The 22,392-nt window shown below is 31.0% G+C and carries 16 protein-coding genes and 1 tRNA gene; 13 read left to right on the forward strand and 4 right to left on the reverse strand.

Annotated features, from left to right (window positions below):
* Positions 1-35: 35 nt before the first annotated feature.
* Positions 36-2,357, forward strand: a complete 2,322-nt coding sequence (locus ABXT65_RS00110; RefSeq protein WP_415323483.1) for a TRAP transporter permease — start codon at positions 36-38, stop codon at positions 2,355-2,357.
* Here ABXT65_RS00110 and ABXT65_RS00115 read toward each other — a convergent pair whose 3' ends face one another.
* Entirely contained in the window at positions 2,358-2,783 is a 426-nt protein-coding gene (locus tag ABXT65_RS00115; protein WP_415323484.1) for a PaaI family thioesterase, read from the reverse strand. It abuts the gene before it with no gap.
* Positions 2,784-2,904: 121 nt separating this feature from the next.
* Positions 2,905-2,981 (reverse strand) — tRNA-Arg (locus ABXT65_RS00120).
* 75 nt (positions 2,982-3,056) lie between these two features.
* Between ABXT65_RS00120 and ABXT65_RS00125 the strand changes: the two genes are divergently transcribed.
* The 4 genes from ABXT65_RS00125 (at position 3,057) to ABXT65_RS00140 (ending at position 9,577) form a co-directional block, all read left to right on the forward strand.
* Positions 3,057-4,244, forward strand: a complete 1,188-nt coding sequence (locus tag ABXT65_RS00125; RefSeq protein WP_415323485.1) for an acetyl-CoA C-acetyltransferase — start codon at positions 3,057-3,059, stop codon at positions 4,242-4,244.
* Positions 4,245-4,372: 128 nt separating this feature from the next.
* Complete coding sequence (gene aceE, locus ABXT65_RS00130; RefSeq protein WP_415323486.1) at positions 4,373-7,411, forward strand: pyruvate dehydrogenase (acetyl-transferring), homodimeric type; 3,039 nt, start codon at positions 4,373-4,375, stop codon at positions 7,409-7,411.
* The gene (locus ABXT65_RS00135; protein WP_415323487.1) at positions 7,412-8,683 is read left to right on the forward strand and encodes a 2-oxo acid dehydrogenase subunit E2; all 1,272 of its coding nucleotides are present in this window, start codon (positions 7,412-7,414) and stop codon (positions 8,681-8,683) included. It begins immediately after the preceding gene.
* A gap of 6 nt (positions 8,684-8,689) precedes the next feature.
* A complete protein-coding gene (locus tag ABXT65_RS00140; RefSeq protein ID WP_415323488.1) occupies positions 8,690-9,577 on the forward strand; it encodes a DMT family transporter in 888 nt (295 codons plus the stop codon).
* Here the strand turns inward: ABXT65_RS00140 and ABXT65_RS00145 are convergent.
* Complete coding sequence (locus tag ABXT65_RS00145; RefSeq protein WP_415323489.1) at positions 9,574-10,341, reverse strand: undecaprenyl-diphosphate phosphatase; 768 nt, start codon at positions 10,339-10,341, stop codon at positions 9,574-9,576. The genes ABXT65_RS00140 and ABXT65_RS00145 overlap by 4 nt on opposite strands.
* 182 nt (positions 10,342-10,523) lie before the next feature.
* Here ABXT65_RS00145 and ABXT65_RS00150 point away from each other — a divergent pair, with 182 nt between their 5' ends.
* Genes ABXT65_RS00150 through ABXT65_RS00160 form a run of 3 tightly spaced genes read left to right on the forward strand, consistent with a single transcriptional unit; the run spans position 10,524 to position 17,345 of the window.
* Positions 10,524-11,963, forward strand: coding sequence for an NAD(P)-dependent oxidoreductase (locus ABXT65_RS00150; RefSeq protein WP_415323490.1), 1,440 nt, complete (start codon positions 10,524-10,526; stop codon positions 11,961-11,963).
* Entirely contained in the window at positions 11,963-16,468 is a 4,506-nt protein-coding gene (gltB, locus tag ABXT65_RS00155) for a glutamate synthase large subunit (protein WP_415323491.1), read from the forward strand. Before ABXT65_RS00150 ends, gltB begins: the two co-directional genes overlap by 1 nt.
* 1 nt (position 16,469) lies before the next feature.
* Complete coding sequence (locus tag ABXT65_RS00160) at positions 16,470-17,345, forward strand: NAD-dependent epimerase/dehydratase family protein (RefSeq protein WP_415323492.1); 876 nt, start codon at positions 16,470-16,472, stop codon at positions 17,343-17,345.
* Here the strand turns inward: ABXT65_RS00160 and ABXT65_RS00165 are convergent.
* Positions 17,316-18,071: an alpha/beta hydrolase gene (locus tag ABXT65_RS00165; RefSeq protein ID WP_415323493.1), complete on the reverse strand. Its 756-nt coding sequence runs from the start codon at positions 18,069-18,071 to the stop codon at positions 17,316-17,318. The two genes, ABXT65_RS00160 and ABXT65_RS00165, sit on opposite strands and share 30 nt — an antisense overlap.
* Before the next feature lie 42 nt (positions 18,072-18,113).
* Here ABXT65_RS00165 and ABXT65_RS00170 point away from each other — a divergent pair, with 42 nt between their 5' ends.
* The 5 genes from ABXT65_RS00170 to rplT are packed head-to-tail and all read left to right on the forward strand — an operon-like array spanning position 18,114 to position 22,349.
* Positions 18,114-19,268: a glycosyltransferase family 4 protein gene (locus ABXT65_RS00170; RefSeq protein WP_415323494.1), complete on the forward strand. Its 1,155-nt coding sequence runs from the start codon at positions 18,114-18,116 to the stop codon at positions 19,266-19,268.
* Entirely contained in the window at positions 19,269-21,185 is a 1,917-nt protein-coding gene (gene thrS / locus ABXT65_RS00175) for a threonine--tRNA ligase (RefSeq protein WP_415323495.1), read from the forward strand.
* Positions 21,186-21,731: a translation initiation factor IF-3 gene (gene infC / locus ABXT65_RS00180; protein ID WP_415320915.1), complete on the forward strand. Its 546-nt coding sequence runs from the start codon at positions 21,186-21,188 to the stop codon at positions 21,729-21,731. It begins immediately after the preceding gene.
* Between the two features lie 53 nt (positions 21,732-21,784).
* Positions 21,785-21,991: a 50S ribosomal protein L35 gene (gene rpmI, locus ABXT65_RS00185; RefSeq protein ID WP_168606837.1), complete on the forward strand. Its 207-nt coding sequence runs from the start codon at positions 21,785-21,787 to the stop codon at positions 21,989-21,991.
* 1 nt (position 21,992) lies between these two features.
* Positions 21,993-22,349: a 50S ribosomal protein L20 gene (rplT, locus tag ABXT65_RS00190; RefSeq protein WP_415323496.1), complete on the forward strand. Its 357-nt coding sequence runs from the start codon at positions 21,993-21,995 to the stop codon at positions 22,347-22,349.
* Positions 22,350-22,392: the final 43 nt, after the last annotated feature.

The following is a 22,392-nucleotide window of genomic DNA, read 5'->3' on the forward strand; positions in this document are numbered from 1 at the left end:
GGGCCTTTTTTTTGTTATAGAGTATCTTTTTAACAATGAATCAAAATATTAATGATAAAGTAGAAAGTAAGATTAGCGAAGATTTATCCCCAACTAGAAATCTTACTGGGCTACATTTAAAAATTGTTGGAAGTATTGCAATTATCTGGTCATTATTCCAACTTTGGTATGCTTCTCCATTTCCTTTTATGTTTGACATTGGAATGTTTAAAGGACTTCCCGCTAGGGCTATTCATTTAGGTTTTGCTTTAACTTTAGCTTTTTTAATTTATCCAATTTCTAAAAGAAAAAAAATTTCTATATTTGATATTCTAATTAGTTTTATTGCTGCATTCTGCTGTTTATATATTTATTTTTTTTATGACCAACTAGTGGATAGAGGAGGAATTCTTTTAACTGTTATAATTTGGGAAAAATTTAATTTACCAGTTGAGTTGATTATTGGAAGTTGTGGAATTTTAATATTAATTGAAGCAACCAGGAGGGTATTTGGATTACCTCTTGTTATTATTGCAGTTTGTTTTTTACTCTTTTCATATTTTGGAAGATATGCGCCAGAAATAATTTCTCATGGTGGGCTTTCGTTAAATAGATTAGTTGGATTTCAATGGCTTGATCAAGAAGCTATATTTGGAATTCCTATAGGTGTTTCTGTAGATTTTATTTTTTTATTTGTTTTATTTGGTGCGCTTCTAGAAACGGCCGGTGGAGGTAAATATTTTTTAGACCTAGCCTTTGCCATGGTTGGCAAAATGAGAGGAGGACCTGCAAAAGCAGCAATTTTAGGATCTGGAATGACTGGTTTAATCTCAGGATCTTCAATTGCAAATACAGTTACAACTGGCACTTTTACAATTCCAATTATGAAAAAAACTGGTTTTTCTAAAGAAAAAGCTGGCGCTATAGAAGTATCATCATCGGTCAACGGACAATTAATGCCACCCGTAATGGGAGCTGCAGCATTTGTAATGGCAAGTTTTTTGGGAGTTACTTATTTTGAGGTAGTTAAGCATGCATTTCTACCAGCAATTATTTCATATGTGGCATTATTTTATATTTCTCACCTTGAAGCTTTAAAATTAAATTTAAAAGGAATGGATGATGCTGATATTCCAAATTTGAAGAAAACATTTTTATCAGGATTACATTTTTTAATACCTATTTTTGTTTTAGTGTACATGCTCGTTTATTTAAGATTTACCGCTTCATACTCCATATTTTTTGCAACGATTGCATTAATTATTGTAAACCTTGGCTATATATTATTTAAAAACCCTAATTTTAAACTAGCAATAAAAACCTGGTTTAATCAAACGATAGTTGGTTTTGAAAAAGGTGCTTTAAATATGGTTGGTGTTGGAATAGCAATAGCGACAGCTGGCATAATAGTTGGAGCTGTTGGTTCAACAGGGTTAAGCACAAATTTAATTATAGTTATAGAATTTATTGCAAAAGATAATGTTGTTATTTTACTATTTTTAACAATAATTTTATGCCTAATACTTGGTATGGGTCTGCCAACCACAGCAAATTATGTTGTGGTAGCTTCCTTAATGGCAACAGTATTAGTTGATGTTGGAAATGCATCTGGATTTGTATTTCCTCTTATAGCAGTGCACTTGTTTGTTTTTTATTTTGGTTTAATGGCTGATGTCACCCCTCCAGTTGGTCTTGCATCATATGCGGCAGCTGCCATTTCTGGAGGTGATCCACTTAAAACTGGCTTGCAAGCCTTTTGGTACAGTTTAAGAACAGGTATTTTACCTATCGTATTTTTATTTAATCATGAGCTGTTATTGATAGGTATTGAAAATGTGTGGCATGGACTGTTAGTAATTATTACTTCTTTGATAGGAATATTAGTTTTTACTTCTGCAACTCAAGCTTGGTTTATTAATAGATTAAGATGGCACGAGACAATAATTTTTTTATTAATCTCTATTTCATTATTAGCTCCAGAATTTGTTTTAAATAAATTTTATCCTAAATATAATTATATGGATATTAATAAAATTCATTTAATGAAGATAGATCCTAATAAGGAGGCTAGATTTAAAGTAACACGTCCAAGTAATTATGGTGAAAGATACAAGTTATTTGTAATTAAAAAAAATACTTTTGAAGCTGACTATAGTTTAGAGCAATATGGAATTAGTTTAAATATGGCGGAAAATAGAGTTATTGTAGATACCTTGCAATGGAATGGGAAGGCTAAAAAAAGTGGTTTTGAAACTGGTGATTATATAAGTGAATTTAAAATAGAAAATGCAGATAGACCAAGTAAAGGAATTATTTACCCAATAGCGATTTTATTGTTAATTATATTTGGTTATTTGAACTCTAGAAGAAAAGAATAATTATCCACCAGGACCAAGATCAGATGGTTTTATTTTTAAAATTTTCCATATCCCAGATGCGGAAGTTATAATTTTATCGTTACATTTCAGCTCACAAAATAAAAATACCAATGTATTAGTTTTTTTAAGAATTCTTGCAAAACCAGTAACTACATCACCTACTTTAGAAGCACCAATAAATTTTAGATCTAATGAAATGGTTACACAAGGTGCATTTCCAGATGCTCTATGCGCAGCAGTCCCTGCTCCCGCATCAATTAAGGCTGACAAATAACCACCGTGAGTTATCTCAGCTGCATTTAAATGGTTTTCATTAATTGTAGTTTTAAATTCATATTCTGTTTCAGAAATATTTCTAAATAAAACACCACCATTGTGTTTCATAAAGCCAGGTTTAATACTTATTTGTTCAAATTCATTACTCATAATTCTTTATAATACAAAAGTTAAAATTAATAAAATTATAAAAACAATTATAAAAAAATATATAACTGATTTTTGTAGTGATGATTTTAGTAGCCAATCTAACATTTTTGTTTATCCTTTTTGGTGGACCGCCCAGAACTCGAATCTGGAATCTCCCGGTTCGTAGCCGAGCGCCTTATCCAATTTGGCCAGCGGTCCTTAATTAAATAATTCACCCAACATATCAAAGTTTTTGATGTAATTTAAGTTATAAAATATTATGCTGTATTATCAATGAGCAAAAAATCAAATGATGTAGTTATTACAGCTGCATTAAGAACACCTATAGGTACATATAAAGGATCTTTAAAAGATCTTAGTGCTGATAAACTAGGTGCACTAGCTATTAAAGAAGTTATCTATAAATCGAAATTAAAATCAGACAATATTGATGAGGTGATCATGGGACATGTTCTCACTTCTGGATTAGGACAAAACCCAGCAAGACAAGCTTCTATTCATGCTGGAATTCCAGTTTCAAAACCTGCACATATCGTTAATCAAGTATGCGGATCTGGATTAAAATCTGTTATCTCAGGTTATCAATCTATCAAACTAGGAGAAAATAAAATTATAGTCGCTGGTGGACAAGAGAATATGTCTAGAGCGCCACATGCAATATTTTATCGAGAAGATAAAAAATTAAATGAAAATAAATTGGTTGATACAATGGTCAATGATGGACTAATAGATTCATTTAATAATTATCACATGGGAGTTACAGCAGAAAATGTTGCAGACAAATATCAAATTTCTAGAGATGAACAAGATATCTTTGCCTTAAATTCTCAAGCAAAAACACAAGATGCTATAAGTAAAGATAAATTCAAAAATGAGTTAATTAAATTAAAGATTAATACAGATGATAAAAATTTTATTTTTGAAAAAGATGAACATCCAAGAAGTAATTTAAGCTTAGAAGATTTAAAAAAATTAAAAACTGTTTTTAAAGAAAATGGAACAGTTACTGCAGGTAATTCATCAGGAATAAATGATGGAGCCGCAGCGACTATATTAATGTCTAGAGAAGAGGCTGAGATTAGAAAAATAATGCCATTAGCTAAAGTGGTGTCTTGGGCATCTTGTGGTGTTGAACCCTCATTGATGGGGCTTGGTCCAATACCAGCTGTGAATATGGCTTTAAAAAAAGCAGGATGGAAGATTGAAGATATTGATTTATTTGAAATCAATGAAGCATTTGCAGCTCAAAGTATTGCTGTAATTAGAGATCTTAAGATTCCTAAAGAAATTGTAAATGTTAATGGTGGTGCAATTGCATTAGGACATCCAATTGGTGCCTCAGGAACTAGAATTTTAGTAACCCTTATTCACGAAATGATTAGACAAGGTAAAAGCAAAGGTTGTGCCACCCTCTGCATTGGTGGTGGAATGGGAATAGCTATGTGTATTGAAAGAAATTAAAAATTTATTTTTTAGTTATTTTAAAGTTATTTGGTCAATAAAAATACAAGTGTGCATAAAAAAGCTTATTAATGTGCTAAAATAACAAGAGATATACTTTTTTTTAGGTATATAAATCAATTTAAATAATGAGCGAAAAATTACTTGTACCAGATATTGGAGAATTTGAAAAAGTTGAAATTATTGAACTTTTAGTAAAGCCTGGAGACCAAATAAACTTAAATGATCCCATTGTTACTATTGAAAGTGATAAGTCTAGTGTTGAAATTCCATCAACAGTCTCTGGAAAGATAGAATCTATAAATGTTAAAGTGGGTGATAAGGTTTCCATGGGAGACTTGCTATTAAGCATTGAACCTTCAAAAGAGAGCCCTTCAGAGAAACCAATTCCTAAGGATACAGAAATCATTATTAAACAAGCAGAATCAGTTTTGAAAAATGAAAAGAAAGAAGAAACTATTCAGCAAAAGCCAGTTGAAGAAAAAAAACAAACAATAATTCAGGTCACAAACAATAATGATATTGATCCATTAGAAACTCAAGATTGGTTGGAATCTTTATCTGCGGTTGTTGCAAAAGATGGAAATCAGAGAGCTCATTTTTTGATAAAAGAATTAATCAATAAAGCTTATAGAGAAGGAGCAAATATTCCCTACACACAACACACTCCTTATATTAATACAATTCCACCAGAGGCAGAAGTTAAGTCAAACGGTGATCAGAATATTGAAAGAAGAATCAGATCTTTAATTAGATGGAATGCAGCAGCCATGGTTGTTAGGGCAAATAAAAAATTTCCTGAATTAGGTGGTCATATAGGCACATTTGCATCAGCGGCAACACTTTATGATGTAGGAATGAATCATTTTTGGAGAGCCAAAAATAATAAATTTGGTGGAGATCTAGTTTATTTTCAAGGTCATAGTGCACCAGGTGTTTATGCTAGGGCATTTCTAGAAGGTAGATTAAGTGAAAAACAATTAGATAGTTTCAGACAAGAAGTAAAACCAGGTGGACTTTCTTCATATCCACATCCTTGGTTGATGCCAAAGTTTTGGCAGTTTCCAACAGTATCAATGGGTTTAGGACCTATGCTTGCAATTTATCAGGCAAGGTACATGAAATATTTAATTAATAGAGGATTAATTAAAGATGAAGGTAGAAAAGTCTGGGCATTTCTTGGTGATGGAGAGATGGATGAGCCTGAGTCTTTAGGTGCGATAGGATTGGCTGCCAGAGAAAAATTAGATAACTTAATATTTGTCGTAAACTGTAACCTTCAAAGATTAGATGGACCTGTAAGAGGTAATGGAAAGATTATCCAAGAATTAGAAGGAAGCTTTAGAGGGGCTGGCTGGAATGTAATTAAAGTAATTTGGGGTTCATATTGGGATTCTTTGATTGCTAATGACAAAACAGGTCATTTAGTTAAGGTTATGAATGAAACTGTGGATGGAGAATACCAAGCAATGAAAGCTAGAGATGGAGCTTATGTTAGAGAAAAGTTTTTTGGAAAATACCCAGAGACACAAGAGTTAGTTTCAAGTTTGTCAGATAAAGATATTTGGAGACTAAATAGAGGAGGCCACGACCCTCATAAAGTTTATGCAGCATATGACCAGGCATCAAAAAACCAAGGTAGCCCAACAGTTATAATAGCTAAAACTATTAAAGGATATGGAATGGGTAAGACGGGAGAAAGCGTTAATACTACTCACCAAACTAAAAAGTTAGATATTGATGATTTGTTGTACTACAGAGATCGTTTTGATGTCCCATTAACAGACGAACAAGTAAAAAATGTTGAGTATTTTAAGCCTGATGAAAAATCATTAGAAATTAAATATATTAAAGAAAAGAGAATGAAGCTTGGTGGTCACTTACCTGAAAGAACAACATATTCAAAACCTATTAAAGCACCAGCAAAAGATATTTTTGATTTTATGAAAGTATCAACTGGTGAAAAAGAAATGTCAACAACCATGGCATTAGTTAGAATGTTAACAAATTTATTAAGAGACAAAAATGTTTCACCAAGATTAGTTCCAATTATTCCTGATGAAGCAAGAACTTTTGGTATGGAGGGGTTTTTTCAAAAAATAGGAATATATGCACACGAAGGACAAAAGTATGAGCCTGAAGATTCAGCTCAGTTAAGTTCTTACAGAGAAGATAAAAATGGACAAGTATTAGAAGAAGGAATTAATGAAGCTGGAGCAATGTCGTCATGGATTGCTGCTGCTACTTCTTACACTAATCACGACATTGAAATGATACCAATTTATATTTTTTATTCTATGTTTGGTTTTCAAAGAATAGGTGACCTTGCATGGGCAGGAGGAGACAGCCAAGCTAGAGGCTTTTTGATTGGAGCAACTGCTGGACGAACTACATTAGCAGGAGAAGGATTACAGCACCAAGATGGTCATAGTCATTTAATTGCATCTACAATTCCAAATTGCGTTTCTTATGATCCAACTTTTCACTATGAGCTTGCTGTAATTTTTAGAGAAGGTTTGAGAAGAATGCATGAAAAAAATGAAAATGTTTTTTATTATATTACTACGATGAATGAAAATTATTCACATCCAAGCATACCAAAAGATAAAAATTGTGAAGAAGGGATTCTTAAAGGAATGTATAAAATTAAAGAATTTAGTAGATATGGAAAAACTAAAATTCAACTTTTAGGTTCTGGAACAATATTAAGAGAAATGATGGCTGCTGCAAAAGTTCTTCAAGATGAATATCAGATAGATAGTGAAATTTGGAGTGTTACAAGTTTTAATGAATTGAGAAAAGATGGTATGGAAGTTGAAAGATACAATCTTTTAAATCCAGACAAAGAGCAAAAAGTTTCATTTGTAGAACAATGTTTAGAAAAAACTGAAGGGCCAATTATGGCAGCCTCTGATTATATGAGAATGAATTCCGACCAAATTAGACCTTATACTAATAAAAGCTTCTACTCTTTAGGGACGGATGGTTATGGAAGAAGTGATACTAGAAAAAACCTTAGAAAATTTTTTGAAGTTGATAAAGAGCATATTGTTGCTTATGGACTAAGTGTATTAGCAAAAGAACAGCTAATAGCTTCAAAGTATGCAAAAGAGGCTATAAAGAAGTATAATATTGATGGTAGCAAACCAATGCCTACGAAACTATAGATGTCAAATAAAGAAATAAAAATTCCAAATATTGGTGAATTTAAAGATGTTGAGGTAATTGAAGTATTAGTCTCAAGTGGTCAATCTGTTTCAAAAAATGACCCACTTATTACAATTGAAAGCGATAAATCCAGTGTTGAAATCCCATCTTCTTTCGAAGGAAAAGTTAAGTCAGTAAATATTAAAGTAGGAGATAAAGTTTCAGAAGGAGACACAATATTAATTATAGAAAGCAGTGAAGAAGTCAAAGAAGATATTCTAGATCAGCCTAAAATTAAAAAAGAAGAAGAGAAAGCCCAAACCAACAAAGAAACAATAGTTAATGATACAATAAAATCAAACTTTGTAGAAAAAAATGTTTTTGGGATTTCTGCGGCAAGTCCTAAAGCTCGTAAATTTGCAAGAGAGCTTGGTGTAGATATAAATGAAATTAACGGCAGTCAAAGACAAGGAAGAGTTGTAGAGAGTGATGTAAAAAATTTTATATCTTCCAAGATCAATAAACCAACAGAGATAAAAGAAGCCAAACCAAAAAAAAATAAAAGTGAATTTTCTCACTCAGATTTTGGAGAAGTTGAAATTAAGGACATGCCAAGAGTTAAAAAATTAGCCTCTACTTATTTGGTAAATTCTTGGACAACAATACCTCATGTAACTAATCATGATGAGCTGGACATAACTGAAATGGATGAGTTCAGAAGTTCTCTTACAGACATGTATACAGGTGAGAAAAAAAAAATTACTCCATTAGCTTTTATAGTTAAAGCTTTGGTTTTATCTTTAAAAAAATTTCCAAGCTTTAATTCATCAATTGATGATATAGAAAATGGAAAAATTACTATAAAAAAATATTTTCATGTTGGGATTGCAGTAGACACACCTCATGGTCTGATGGTACCCAAAATACGAAATGCTGATAATAAAAATATTAGTCATATAAGTGATGAACTAAAAAAGGTTAGTGAACAGTGCAGAAATTTAAAGATAGATAAAAAAGAATTTTTTGGAGGATCTATGACAATTACTAGTCTTGGAGGTATTGGAGGTTCATTTTTTACACCAATAATAAACTTTCCTGAAGTTGCAATTTTAGGAGTTGGAAAATCTCAAAAAAAACAAATTTTTATTGATGGTGAATTTCAAACCAGAACTATGCTTCCAATTTCATTATCATATGATCACAGAATAATTGATGGTGCAGAGGCTGCTAGGTTTAATAACGACCTTAAAGAAAATCTAGGTAAAAATTTCGCTTATAAGTTGGCTGTATAAATTTTCATGTCAAAAACAGCATCATTATTTAGTGCATTATTTTGTACATTAATATGGGGAACAACTTTTATTGCTCAAGATACTGGGATGGATGATATTGGTCCCTTTACGTTTAATGCTGTAAGGTTTTTTGTTGGGTTTTTAGCGGTAGCACCCTTAGCTTTTATTTTTGAAAGAAAAAATATTTTAAAATCAGTGAGGAAAGATGAAAAACAATTTACTTACTTAGCTATTTTAATAGGCCTGTCCCTATTCTTAGGGTCCGCACTTCAACAGGTAGCCCTACTCTTCACAGATGTCGCTAATGCAGCATTTTTTACTATTTTTTATGTGCCGATGGTCCCAATTATAATTTTTTTTATGTATAAAAAACCAATTCATTGGAGTATTTGGCCTTCGGTTTTTTTTTGTGTGATGGGAGGCTATTTACTAACTAATTTTTATAGTGCAACTGTTAGAATTGGTGACACGCTTGTAATAATGGGAGCTTTTTTTTGGAGTACACATATTATTTTTACTGGCAAAATTATAGAGAATTATAATCTCCCATTAACAATAGGTGCTATTCAAACTTTTATTGTAGCCTTACTATCATTGATTATAGCATTAATTTTTGAAGATTTTATTTGGTCAAATATTCTTAAAGAAAAATTACAAATCTTATATGCTGGAGTTTTATCTGGAGGTCTTGCTTTTGTTTTGCAAATATATGCACAAAAAAATATCTCCCCTGCTCCATCAGCAATAATTTTTTCTTTAGAGGGTGTTTTTGCAACAATTGCTGCTTGGATTTTATTAGATCAAGTTTTAAATATAAATAATTTATTTGGATGCTTATTTATTTTATTTGGAGTTTTGTTTTCTCAACTAGTACCAATATTAAAAAAAAATTAATTATATATTATTAAGAATAAAATAATTGCAACTACAATTCTATAAATTACAAAAATATTTAAAGAAAATTTATTTATAAACTTTAAAAAAAACTTGACAGTAAAATACGAAGATAAAAAAGACAAAGTTATTGCTATTAATATTAGATAATTAATTTCAAAACTCTGTCCCATAATATCTTTCAAGCTTAATACGCTTGCTCCTGCTAACGCAGGTATAGCCAATAAAAAAGAAATTTTACTGGAATCAAATCTATTGAACCTAAGAAATCTTGAAACTGTTATTGTAATTCCAGCTCTACTTACGCCAGGTATTAAAGCAAGAGTTTGAAATAAACCGATATACAAAATTGTTTTTAAATCTAAATTAGATGATATCTTTTTATCAAATCTACACTTGTCTGCAAAATATAAAATAATTCCAAATATTAAAGTAGTCCACGCAATTATTTTTATATCTCTTAAAAAATAAATCATCTCTGTTTTATACAAAATATAACCAACCACAATTAATGGAACAGATCCAAAGATCATTAATAACAATAATTTTTGATTATTTTTTATATCAAGTAATTCATTTCTAAAAAAAAAGATAATTGCTAATAAAGAACCAAGGTGCAAACTTATATCTATTAATAATGAGCTTGCTTTAAACTCATATAAGCTAGAGATAACAATTAAATGTGCAGAAGAACTTATGGGTAAAAATTCTGATATTCCTTGAATTAAAGATAGAATTATAATTTCAATAATATTTATGAGCATTTAATGCTTCGTAACTTAAATAACCTTGGATTTAAAGAATTCCATTTTAGCATATTAGCTATGCATAAATTAAAAAATGCCTATTTATATGTTTATTTATACATTTAAGGTCATAACTATTGACCTTGTTAGTCTTTTATTAGTAAAAATGATGATATATCATTTATTTTATAGAGATAATTATGTCAGAAAAAATGCTAAAATTTGTTAAAATAGGTCAACAAACTCCACCTAAAAGAGAAGTTGGTACAAGAACAGATGATTTTAATGAAATTTATAAAGAATTTATTAACAACAAAGCTAGCGAACAATCTAGTAGATGTTCACAGTGTGGAGTTCCTTTTTGCCAGATACACTGTCCATTAAGCAATAATATTCCAGATTGGTTAAAATTAACTGCAGAAGGAAGATTGAAAGAGGCATATGAATTATCTCAAAGCACAAATAACATGCCAGAAGTGTGTGGAAGAATATGCCCGCAAGATCGATTGTGTGAAGGAAATTGCGTAATTGAACAGTCTGGACATGGAACAGTAACCATAGGTTCTGTTGAAAAATATATTACCGATAATGCTTGGGAGCAAGGCTGGGTAAATCCTATAAAGGTTAAGAATGAAAAAAGTCAAAGCATAGGAGTTATTGGCGCAGGTCCAGCAGGACTAGCTGCAGCAGAACAACTCCGAAAGTCAGGATACCAAATTACAGTATACGACCGATATGACAGAGCTGGTGGTTTAATGATTTATGGAATTCCAAATTTTAAGCTTGAAAAATTTATTGTAGAAAGAAGAACTAAACTATTAGAAGGGGGTGGAATAAAATTTGTCCAAAATTTTGAAGTAGGAAAAGATGCTACTTTAGAACAGTTAAGAAAAAAACATGATGCTCTATTAATTGCAACAGGTGTTTATAAAGCTCGAGAAATAGACTTACCAGGAAAAGATTTAGGAAATATTTTCCCAGCAATGGAATTTCTGACAGCTTCAAATAAAAAAGGATTAGGAGATAAAGTAGAATTATTTGATAATGGAACTCTGAATGCCGAAGGAAAAAATATTGTTGTAATTGGAGGAGGTGATACTGCAATGGACTGTGTTAGAACTTCAATTAGACAAAAAGCAAAATCAGTCAAGTGCTTGTATAGAAGAGATAAAGAAAATATGCCTGGGTCTGCTAGAGAAGTGGCTAACGCAGAAGAAGAAGGAGTAGAGTTTGTTTGGTTATCTAGTCCTAAAGAATTTATTGGAAAAAATAAAGTTGAAGGCTTGATGGTAGACAGAATTAAACTTGGTGAACCAGATGACAGTGGTAGACAAAAACCAGAAATCCAAAATAATTCTCACTTTGATATTAAAGCAGACATAGTAATTAAAGCCCTTGGATTTGATCCAGAAAATTTACCAAAACTATTTGGCTCTGAAGATTTACAAGTTACTAAATGGGGAACATTAAAAACAGATTTTGATACAATGGAAACAAATTTACCAGGTGTCTTTGCAGCAGGTGACATTATAAGAGGGGCATCTCTAGTTGTATGGGCTATCAAGGATGGAAGAGATGTGTCAATATCAATAAAAAGTTTTTTAGAAAGCAAAGAATTTGAAAAAGAAAAAGTCGCCTAATGAAAAATTATAAAAAAAATCTTAAAATTCTTCAAGAGGGCAACGTTTATTCAAAGGAAATGGAACACGATGCTTGTGGTGTGGGCTTGATTGCTTCTACAGAGGGTAAAAAATCAAGAAAAATAGTTGAATATGGAATTAATGCTTTAAAAGCAGTTTGGCATAGAGGAGCAGTTGATGCTGATGGAAAAACAGGTGATGGGGCTGGAATCCATTTAGAGATTCCCTCAGATTTTTTTGCTGAAAAGATAGAAATTACAGGTCATGACTATGATGGTTCAGAGATTTGTGTAGGGATGATTTTTTTACCAAGAAATAATTATGAAGCGCAGGAGAAGGCAAGAACTTTAGTTGAAAGCGAACTAACAAAAAGTAATTTTAGTATTTATGGATGGAGACAAGTTCCTGTAAATCCAAAAGTTTTGGGTGAAAAAGCAAACCTTACAAGACCAGAAATTACTCAAGTATTATTTAAGCACAATAATAAAAATTTAACTGAAAAAGAATTAGAAAGAAAGATTTATGAATCTAGAAGAAAAATTGAAAAGGAAGCGGTTAAAGATGCAATAGAGAGCTTTTATATTTGCTCATTAAGTTCTAAGTCAGTTATCTATAAAGGAATGTTTTTAGCAGAGTCTATTGCAGACTTTTATTTAGATCTAAAAGATGAAAGATTTATATCTCGATTTGCAATATTCCATCAAAGATTTTCAACAAACACAGCTCCAAGCTGGGATCTTGCTCAACCCTTTAGAGCACTAGCTCATAATGGAGAAATAAACACATTTAAGGGAAATGTAAACTGGATGAAGGTTCATGAACAAGAAATGGATAGCCCTTTGTTTGATGATATGGAAAACTTAAAGCCAGTTATACCCCCAGGATCATCAGATTCTGCTGCACTAGATAGCGTTTTTGAACTTTTAAATATTTCTGGTCAATCAGCACCACTCGCAAAATTAATGTTGATTCCAGATGCGTGGTCTAAAAAAAGTCAAACATTATCTAAAGATCATCAACAATTATTTAATTTTTTAAATAGCACAATGGAGCCATGGGATGGACCAGCTGCCATTGCTGCTACTGACAATGAATGGGCTATTGTAGCGGCTGATAGAAACGGGCTACGTCCAATGAGATACACTATTTCTAAAGATAAAATATTGTGTGCAGGCTCAGAGACAGGTATGGTTGAAATTGATGAAAAACAAATTATTAAAAAAGGAAGATTGGGACCTGGAGAAATTCTTGGTGTTAGAATAGCAAAAGGCAAGGTCTTTTCTAATATTGAGATAAAAGACTATCTAGCAAAAGAGTTTAAACATTTTAATAATCAAATAATTGATTTAGAAAAAAAATTTCCAATAAAAAACGAAAAATTTACTTTTTCAGGTGAAGAATTAAAAAAAAGACAGCATGCTTTTGGTTATAGTTTAGAGGATTTAGAGCTTATTCTTCATCCTATGGCAGAAGACGCAAAAGAAGCCATTGGTTCAATGGGGGATGATACTCCACTTGCGGTATTATCTGACCATTATAGGCCACTTTATCACTTTTTTAGACAAAATTTTAGCCAGGTTACAAATCCACCAATTGATTCTTTAAGAGAAAATAAAGTTATGAGTTTAAAAACTCGTTTTGGTAATCTTGGAAATATTCTAGATTTTACTAATTTAACTGAGGAAAATATATATGTTTTAGATACTCCTATTCTATCAAACTCGCAGCTAGATAAATTTATTAATTTTTTTGGTCAAAAATCAATAACTATTGACTGCACTTTTGACAAGAGTGAAAACCTTGAAACTGCTATTGAAAAAATTAAAAAAAATTCTGAAATTGCAGTTAGACAGGGTCTTACTCAATTAGTCTTAAGTGATAAAAATATTTCTGAAAAAAAGTTGCCAATTCCAATGTTGTTATGTGTTGGTGCAATAAACACCCATCTCATAAAAAAAAAAATAAGAGGCTTTGCTTCAATTAATGTTCAAACTGGAGAAGCACTAGATACACACTCATTTGCAACACTCATAGGCGTTGGTGCTACGACAGTTAATCCTTATTTAGCATTAGACAGTTTATATCAAAGATTTGAAAAAAAATTATTTGGAAATTTTGGATATGATGAATGTATAGAGAGATATGTACAGTCAGTAAATTATGGTCTTTTAAAAATAATGTCCAAAATGGGAATTTCAGTCATAAGCTCTTATAGAGGTGGTTGTAATTTTGAAACTGTTGGTTTGAGCAGAACTGTAGCTTCAGAATATTTTCCAGGTATTTTATCAAAAATTTCAGGCATAGGATTAAATGGAATAGAAAAAAAATTAAGAATTATTCATAAAGAAGCATTCGAAGGTACAGACACAATTTTACCAATTGGAGGAATTTATAGGTATAGAAAGAATGGTGAGGTCCATCAATATCAAGGTAAGCTCATTCATCTTTTACAGAGTGCGGTTTCATTAAATTCTTTTCAGGCTTATAAAAAGTATGCAGAAGGTATTTATAATCTTCCACCCGTACACCTTAGAGATCTGATTGGATTTAGAGACAGAAATTTAAACCCATCTTTAGATATTTCAGAAGTAGAACCAATTGAAAATATTTTAACAAGATTTGGAAGTGGAAGCATGTCTCATGGTGCATTATCAAAAGAAGCGCACGAAACTTTAGCTATAGGAATGAATAGAATTAAAGGAGCCTCTTGTAGTGGCGAAGGTGGTGAGGATGAAAAAAGATTTATTAAGATGAAAAATGGTGATAGTGCCAATTCTAGAGTTAAACAAATAGCCTCAGCAAGATTTGGAGTAACGCTCAAATATCTCAATAACTGCAACGAAATAGAGATTAAAATTGCACAAGGAGCAAAACCTGGTGAAGGTGGACAGCTACCAGGGTTTAAAGTTACAGAAGAAATTGCTAAGTTAAGACATTCAACACCGGGTGTAACCCTTATATCACCACCACCTCACCATGATATTTATTCTATCGAGGATTTAGCTCAATTAATTTATGATCTTAAGCAAGCAAATCCAAAAGCAAGAGTTGGAGTGAAATTAGTGGCATCATCTGGTATAGGAACAATTGCAGCTGGTGTGGCTAAAGCTAAAGCAGATATAATTTTGATTTCTGGGCATAATGGAGGAACAGGAGCTACACCACAAACTAGTGTTAAATATGTTGGGATACCTTGGGAGATGGGTTTGACTGAAGCCAATCAAGTTTTAACTTTAAATAATTTGAGACATAAGGTTACTCTAAGAACTGATGGGGGAATTAAAACAGGAAGAGATGTTGTTATCGCAGCCATGATGGGTGCTGAGGAATATGGGGTAGCGACTACCGCACTAGTAGCAATGGGATGTATAATGGTCAGACAATGTCATTCAAACACGTGTCCAGTTGGGGTTTGTACTCAAGATGAGAAATTAAGAGAAAAATTTTCTGGTACACCAGAAAAGGTAGTTAATTTATTTAAATTTATTGCTGAAGAGGTAAGGGAAATTTTGGCAGAGATAGGTTTTAAATCTCTCAATGAGATAATTGGTAGAACCGATCTGTTAAGACAAGTAAGTAAAGCATCATCAAACTTAGATGATTTAGATTTAAATCCTTTATTTGTTCAAGCAGATTCTGGAGAAAACACAAGATATTGCACTGTTCCAGAAATAAACTCTGTTCCAGATACTTTAGATCAAGAAATTTTACCTGAAATTAAAGATCAAATAGGAAAAGTAAAAATTATTGAAAAAGAATATATTATTAAAAATACTCACAGAACTGTTGGCACAAGGATTTCTAATCATCTTTTTGCAAAGTATGGATCTGAAAAACTAGAGGATGATTTTTTAACTTTAAAATTTAAAGGTTCGGCTGGCCAGTCTTTTGGGGCGTTTGGAATAAAAGGGTTAAAGCTTATTTTAAAAGGTGACGCTAATGATTATGTTGGTAAAGGATTGTCAGGTGCTACAGTGGTAGTTAAGTTATCAGATGAAAGTAATTTAGTTTCACATGAAAATACAATAATCGGAAATACAGTTTTATACGGTGCAACATCCGGAAAGCTTTTTGCAGCTGGTCAGGCTGGAGAAAGGTATGCTGTAAGAAATTCAGGATCAATTTCAGTTATCGAAGGTTGTGACTCAAATGCTTGCGAATACATGACTGGTGGTACTGTTGTAGTTTTAGGTGATGTAGGAGATAATTTTGGAGCTGGAATGACAGGTGGAATGGCGTTTGTTTATGACATAAACAGGAAATTTGACAAAAAAGTAAACTCAGAGACTGTAGTATGGCAAATGCCAGAAACAGAATATTGGATAAGTTATTTAAAAAATCTAGTTCAAGAGCACTACGCGGAGACAAATTCAGAATTTTCTAAAAAAATAATAGAAAATTTTGATAAAGAAATTTCTAACTTTATCCAAGTTTGTCCAAAAGAAATGATTAATAAGCTAAAAAATCCCATAAGTTTAAAATCTATTATAAAAGAAGTCAGTTAAAATGAAGGATATAAATATTTTTTGTTTTGGTTTTGGCCAAGTAGCAAAAAATTTCATAAAAAAACTTACCGTTGAAAAATATAATATTAATCTATCAACAACATCTAGAAGTGAATCTTCAAAAGAAACTTTTGAGGGTATTAATTATAATAGCTATTTATTTCACAGTGAAAAATTTGATCAAAATCTAGTAGTAAAGTTAAAAGAGGCAAATCATATTTTGGTTTCGATACCACCAGAAAATCAAGAAGACTTAGTTGTAAAAAATTTTTCTAAACTTATAGAAAGTTCAAAAGTAAAGTGGATTACTTATTTATCTGCCACCAGCGTCTATGGTGATCATAAAGGTGAGTGGGTTAATGAAAATAGCAAAACAAACCCAATCTCAAATAATGGTGTTGCAAGGTTAAAAGCAGAAAGCTCTTGGGTTTCGTTAGAAAAAAATAATAAATTACCTGTTCAGATATTTAGGTTATCTGGGGTTTATTCTAATGAAAAAAATATTTTAGTTCGCCTAAAATTAGGTGATGTAAAATTAATAAATAAAAGAGATCATTACTTTTCAAGAATCCACACAGATGACATTGCAAACATATTATTTAAATCTTTATCAAAATTTAAGTCAGGAGAAGTATATAATCTATCTGATGATAAACCTTCTTCATCTGAAGAGGTCACTTTATTTGGAGCAAAAATATTGAATATTAAAAATATTGAAAAAATTGAAGTTAACGAAATTAAAAATGAGATGTTAAAGAATTTTTATAATGAGTCTAAAAAAGTTAGTAATAAAAAGGTAAAAAATTATTTTAACTATAATTTAAAATTTCCAAGCTATATCGAAGGATTAAATTATATTAGAAACAATTTTATTTAGCTCTAAGACTATTCTTTTTAAGCCTTGTTTGCTTGATAAGCTATGATCACCATTTTTTATTATTACTAATTTTTTGTTTGCTTTACTAAATACTTTTAAGACCTTTTTAGAGTAATTCAGTGGAACAACCTCATCTTTGCTCCCATGGATCATGGTAATATCAATATTTGATAAAATTTTTTTATGTAATATTTTATTTTTTCTTCCATCCTTTATTAGCTGATAAGTAATTGGATATTCATAATTGCCATGTTTTAAATTATAAATTCCTTTTTTAATGGTTTCATTTTTCATTTTTTTGGTAAATTTTTTCCACATTAAATTTTGCAAAAATTCTGGAGCGGAACCAATGCCTAAAAATCCTTTAATTTGCTCTTTAAAATACTTAAATTGATTAAGAGATAACCATGCCCCCATACTTGAACCCACTAGTATAAATTTATTTTTTTTAACTATCTTTTTAATTGTTATTTCTACTTCTTTAGACCATTTACTAATATTTCCTTTTGTAAACTTACCAGTAGATTTTCCATGACCGGAGTATTCAAGAGCAAGAAAGCCAAGCTTATTTTTTTTTGCATATTTAAAAATAGCCTTAGGTTTTTCCCCTTCGATATTTGACATAAAGCCATGTAAAAATACGATGTAGATTTTTTCGTGATAATTGCTATCTAAATATCTTATTTGCTTATTTTTTGAGATTTTAAGGTATTTAAATTTACTCATATAAGTTTATTAGATTTAATTCTTAATATATAGTTGTATCAAATGTCTTCAAAATTAAAAGTTTTGCAAGTAATCCCAAAGCTCGGATATGGTGGTGCAGAAACAGGTTGTTATGATCTTGCGCACTATCTGCCTGAAAATAATTGCTCTTCTTATATTGTTACCTGTGGAGGAGAACTATTAAAATTTATTGATCAAAAAAAAGTAAAATTAATCAAACTTCCAGTTCATAGCAAGAATCCAATTTTGATACTTTTTAATTCAATAGCGTTAATTTTTATTATCTTATTTCATAATATTTCTATTGTTCATGCAAGAAGCCGAGCTCCAGCCTGGTCATGTTTGATTGCAACAAAAATTACAAGAAGAAAATTTGTTACAACTTTTCACGGTACTTATAATTTTAAAGGCTCAATTAAAAAATTCTACAACTCTGTAATGGTCAGATCTAATTTAGTAATTGCAGGGTCAAATTTTATTTTTTCACACATTAAAGACAATTATTCAAAATATTTAGATTTAAAAAAAAAGTTTTTAGTAATTTTTAGAGGTATTAATGTTGATTATTTTGACCCATCAACAACATTAGAAATCGAAGAAAACAACTTACTTTCAAGTTGGGGTGTAACTAGAGATAAAAAGTTAATTTTAATGCCTGGTCGATTAACTGCATGGAAAGGCCAGGAGTTATTTATTGAAGCATTAAATCTTGTTAACAAAGAATTGGGACATCAGTCTTTTTATGCTGTTATTTTAGGAGATGATCAAGGTAGGGATGTTTATACAAAAAAAATAAAAAGATTAGCTGAGCAATATAGATTAATACCCCAGCTAAAATTTGTAGAACATTGTAAAAACATGCCTTTAGCTTATAAAATTTCTAGTTTAGTTGTTTCGGCTTCAATAGAGCCAGAAGCATTTGGAAGAGTTGCAATCGAGGCTCAATCAATGGAAAAACCAATAATTGCAAGTGATATTGGTGGATCTAATGAAACAATAACAAATAATGTGTCTGGTTTTTTATTTGAGTCGAATAATCCTGAATCTTTAAGTAAAAAAATAATAGAAGTTTTAAATTTAGATGAATCTAGATTGAAATTAATAGGCATTGAAGGTAGAAAAAATATAATAAAAAAGTTTAATGTTGAAAAAATGTGTTTTTCTACATATTCAGAGTACAAAAAATTATTAAATTAAATGCCATTAATTACATTACCAGATGGAAACAGTATTGAATTTCCAAATGAAGTAACAGGGTTCGAGGTTGCAGAAAAGATTAGTAAATCTTTATCAAAACAAGCTACAGTTATTAGTGTTGATGAAGAGCTCAAAGATTTAAATTATGTCATAGACAAAGATTGTTCTATTAAAATTTTTACTTCTAAAGATAAAGAAGGCCTAGAAACTATTCGTCATGATACAGCACACATAACGGCAATGGCGGTACAAGAACTTTTTCCAGGAACTCAAGTAACTATAGGTCCAATTATAGAAAATGGATTTTATTATGATTTCTCAAGAAAAGAACCTTTTACGGAAGAAGATTTAAATAAAATTGAAACTAAAATGAAAGAAATTGTTGATAGAGACGTTCCAACCACAAGAGAAGTTTGGAGTAGAGACAAAGCAATATCGCATTTTAAAGAGAAGGGAGAGATGTATAAAGCTGAAATTATTGAAAGCATCCCCCAAAAAGAAGATGTTTCCATATATTTTCATGGAGACTGGCATGACTTATGTAGAGGACCACATCTATCTTCAACAGGAAAAATTGGTAAATATTTTAAACTAACAAAAGTATCGGGAGCTTATTGGAGAGGTGATTCCAATAATGAAATGTTGCAGAGAATCTATGGAACAAGTTGGGCTTCACAAAAAGATTTAGATGAATATTTAAAAAGAATAGAAGAGGCTGAAAAAAGAGATCATAGAAAACTAGGAAAGGAAATGGATTTATTTCATTTTAGAGAAGAAAGTCCAGGATCAGTTTTTTGGCATGAAAAGGGATGGAAATTATTTCAAAAGCTAGTTGCTTATATGAGAGATAGACAAAATAAGGCAGGTTACAAAGAGGTAAATACTCCTGAAATTTTAGATAGAGCATTATGGGAAAAGTCGGGCCATTGGGAAAAATATGGTGAACATATGTATACCTCTCAAACACCTGATAAAAAAATATTTGCAATTAAACCAATGAATTGTCCAGGCCATGTGCAAGTATTTAATCAAGGTTTAAAAAGTTATAGAGATCTTCCACTAAGAATTTCAGAATTTGGAAAAGTGCATAGATATGAACCCTCAGGAGCATTACATGGATTGCTAAGAGTTAGGGCTTTCACACAAGATGATGCTCATATTTTTTGTACAGAGGATCAAATTACAGAAGAGTGTTTAATTGTTACAAATTTAATTTTAGATATTTATAAAGATCTTGGTTTTGAAGATGTAATATTGAAATATTCAGATAGACCAGATTTAAGGGTTGGTGATGATGGTGTTTGGGATAAGGCAGAAAAAGCTTTATTGGATGCTGTTAAAGCCTCAAAACTTGAGTATACAATTAATAAAGGTGAGGGTGCCTTTTATGGTCCAAAAATTGAATTTGTTTTAAGAGACGCAATTGGCAGAGATTGGCAATGTGGAACTTTACAAGTAGATTTAAATTTACCAGGAAGATTAGATGCATCTTTTGTCGACAATGATGGAACTAAAAAAGTTCCAGTAATGCTTCATAGAGCATTGTTTGGTTCTCTAGAAAGATTTATAGGAATACTTATAGAAAACTATGCGGGAAAATTTCCATTTTGGATTGCCCCTTTACAAGTAGTTGTAATACCCATTTCAGAAGAGTTTGATGCATACGCAAAAGAAGTTAATGAAAAAATTAATGATGTGGGTATGAGTTCTGAAGTTGATTTAAAAAATCATAATTTGAATTATAAAATTAGAGAACATTCATTATCTAAAATACCACTTTTGTTGATTTGTGGTAAAAAAGAAGTTGACAGTAACTCAGTAACGATTAGAAGATTAGATACTAACAAACAAGAAAATATGGAATTAAACTTATTCTTAGAAAAATTCTCAGCTTTAAATAAAGCATCCTCAAACTAAGTGGCAGATTTTAAACAAAATTACTTTCAAAGAAGAACTAAAGACAGGGGACCTAAGTCTAATAATAGGATAACTGCGCCAGAGGTTCAGGTTATTGGAAGTGATGGTGATAATATAGGAATACTAAATACTAATGAAGCTATATCAATGGCTAAAGAACAAGGCTTAGATTTAATTGAGATAGCTCCAAATGCAAAACCACCTGTATGTAAAATTATTGATATGGGTAAATTTAAGTATGATGCTCAAAAAAAAGCAAATGTTGCAAAAAAGAAACAAAAAATAGTTTTATTAAAAGAAATAAAAATGAGACCAGTTACAGAAACTCACGATTATGATTTTAAAGTTAAAAATGCAAAAAAATTTATTGGAAAAGGTGATAAAGTAAAATTTACCATCAGGTTTAAAGGTAGGGAATTACAACATTCTCACCTAGGTAGAGAATTAATGGATAAAATAAAAGTTGATATGCAAGATATTGGCAAAGTAGAGCTACACCCAAAGTTTGATGGGAAGCAAATGATCATGGTTATTCAGCCTTTATAAGGCTTAATAGAGGTTGTAAATCCATTCCAATATTTGTATAAGTCCGCAGAATTATGCCAAAATTAAAAACTAAAAGTTCAGCAAAAAAAAGATTTAAGATCTCAGCCACAGGCAAGGTTATGATGGCCCAGGCTGGAAAAAGACATGGAATGATTAAAAGAACAAATTCACAAATCAGAAAATTAAGAGGCACAACTACTATGTCAAAACAAGATGGCAAAATAGTTAAATCATATATGCCTTACAGTTTAAGAGGATAAAATGGCAAGAGTAAAAAGAGGCGTAACAAGTCACGCTAAACATAAAAAAGTTTTAAAAGCTGTCAAAGGACAATGGGGCAGAAGAAAAAATACGATTAGAGTTGCAAAGCAGGCCATGGAAAAAGCTATGCAATATGCCTACAGGGATCGTAGAACTAAAAAAAGAGAATTTAAATCTTTATGGATACAGAGAATTAACGCAGGTGTTAGATCTGAAGGATTAACTTATTCAAAATTTATTAATGGTTTAACAAAGTGTGGAATTAAGCTAGATAGAAAAATACTAGCAGAAATAGCATACGATAGCCCGGAAGCCTTTAAATCGATCGTTCAAAAAGCTCAATCGGCACTAAATTAATCTTCACTATTGTTTTTCTTCGGTGAAGAAATAATCTCTCAGT

The sequence above is a fragment of the Candidatus Pelagibacter sp. Uisw_127 genome (assembly GCF_047722515.1).
Classification (GTDB): domain Bacteria; phylum Pseudomonadota; class Alphaproteobacteria; order Pelagibacterales; family Pelagibacteraceae; genus Pelagibacter.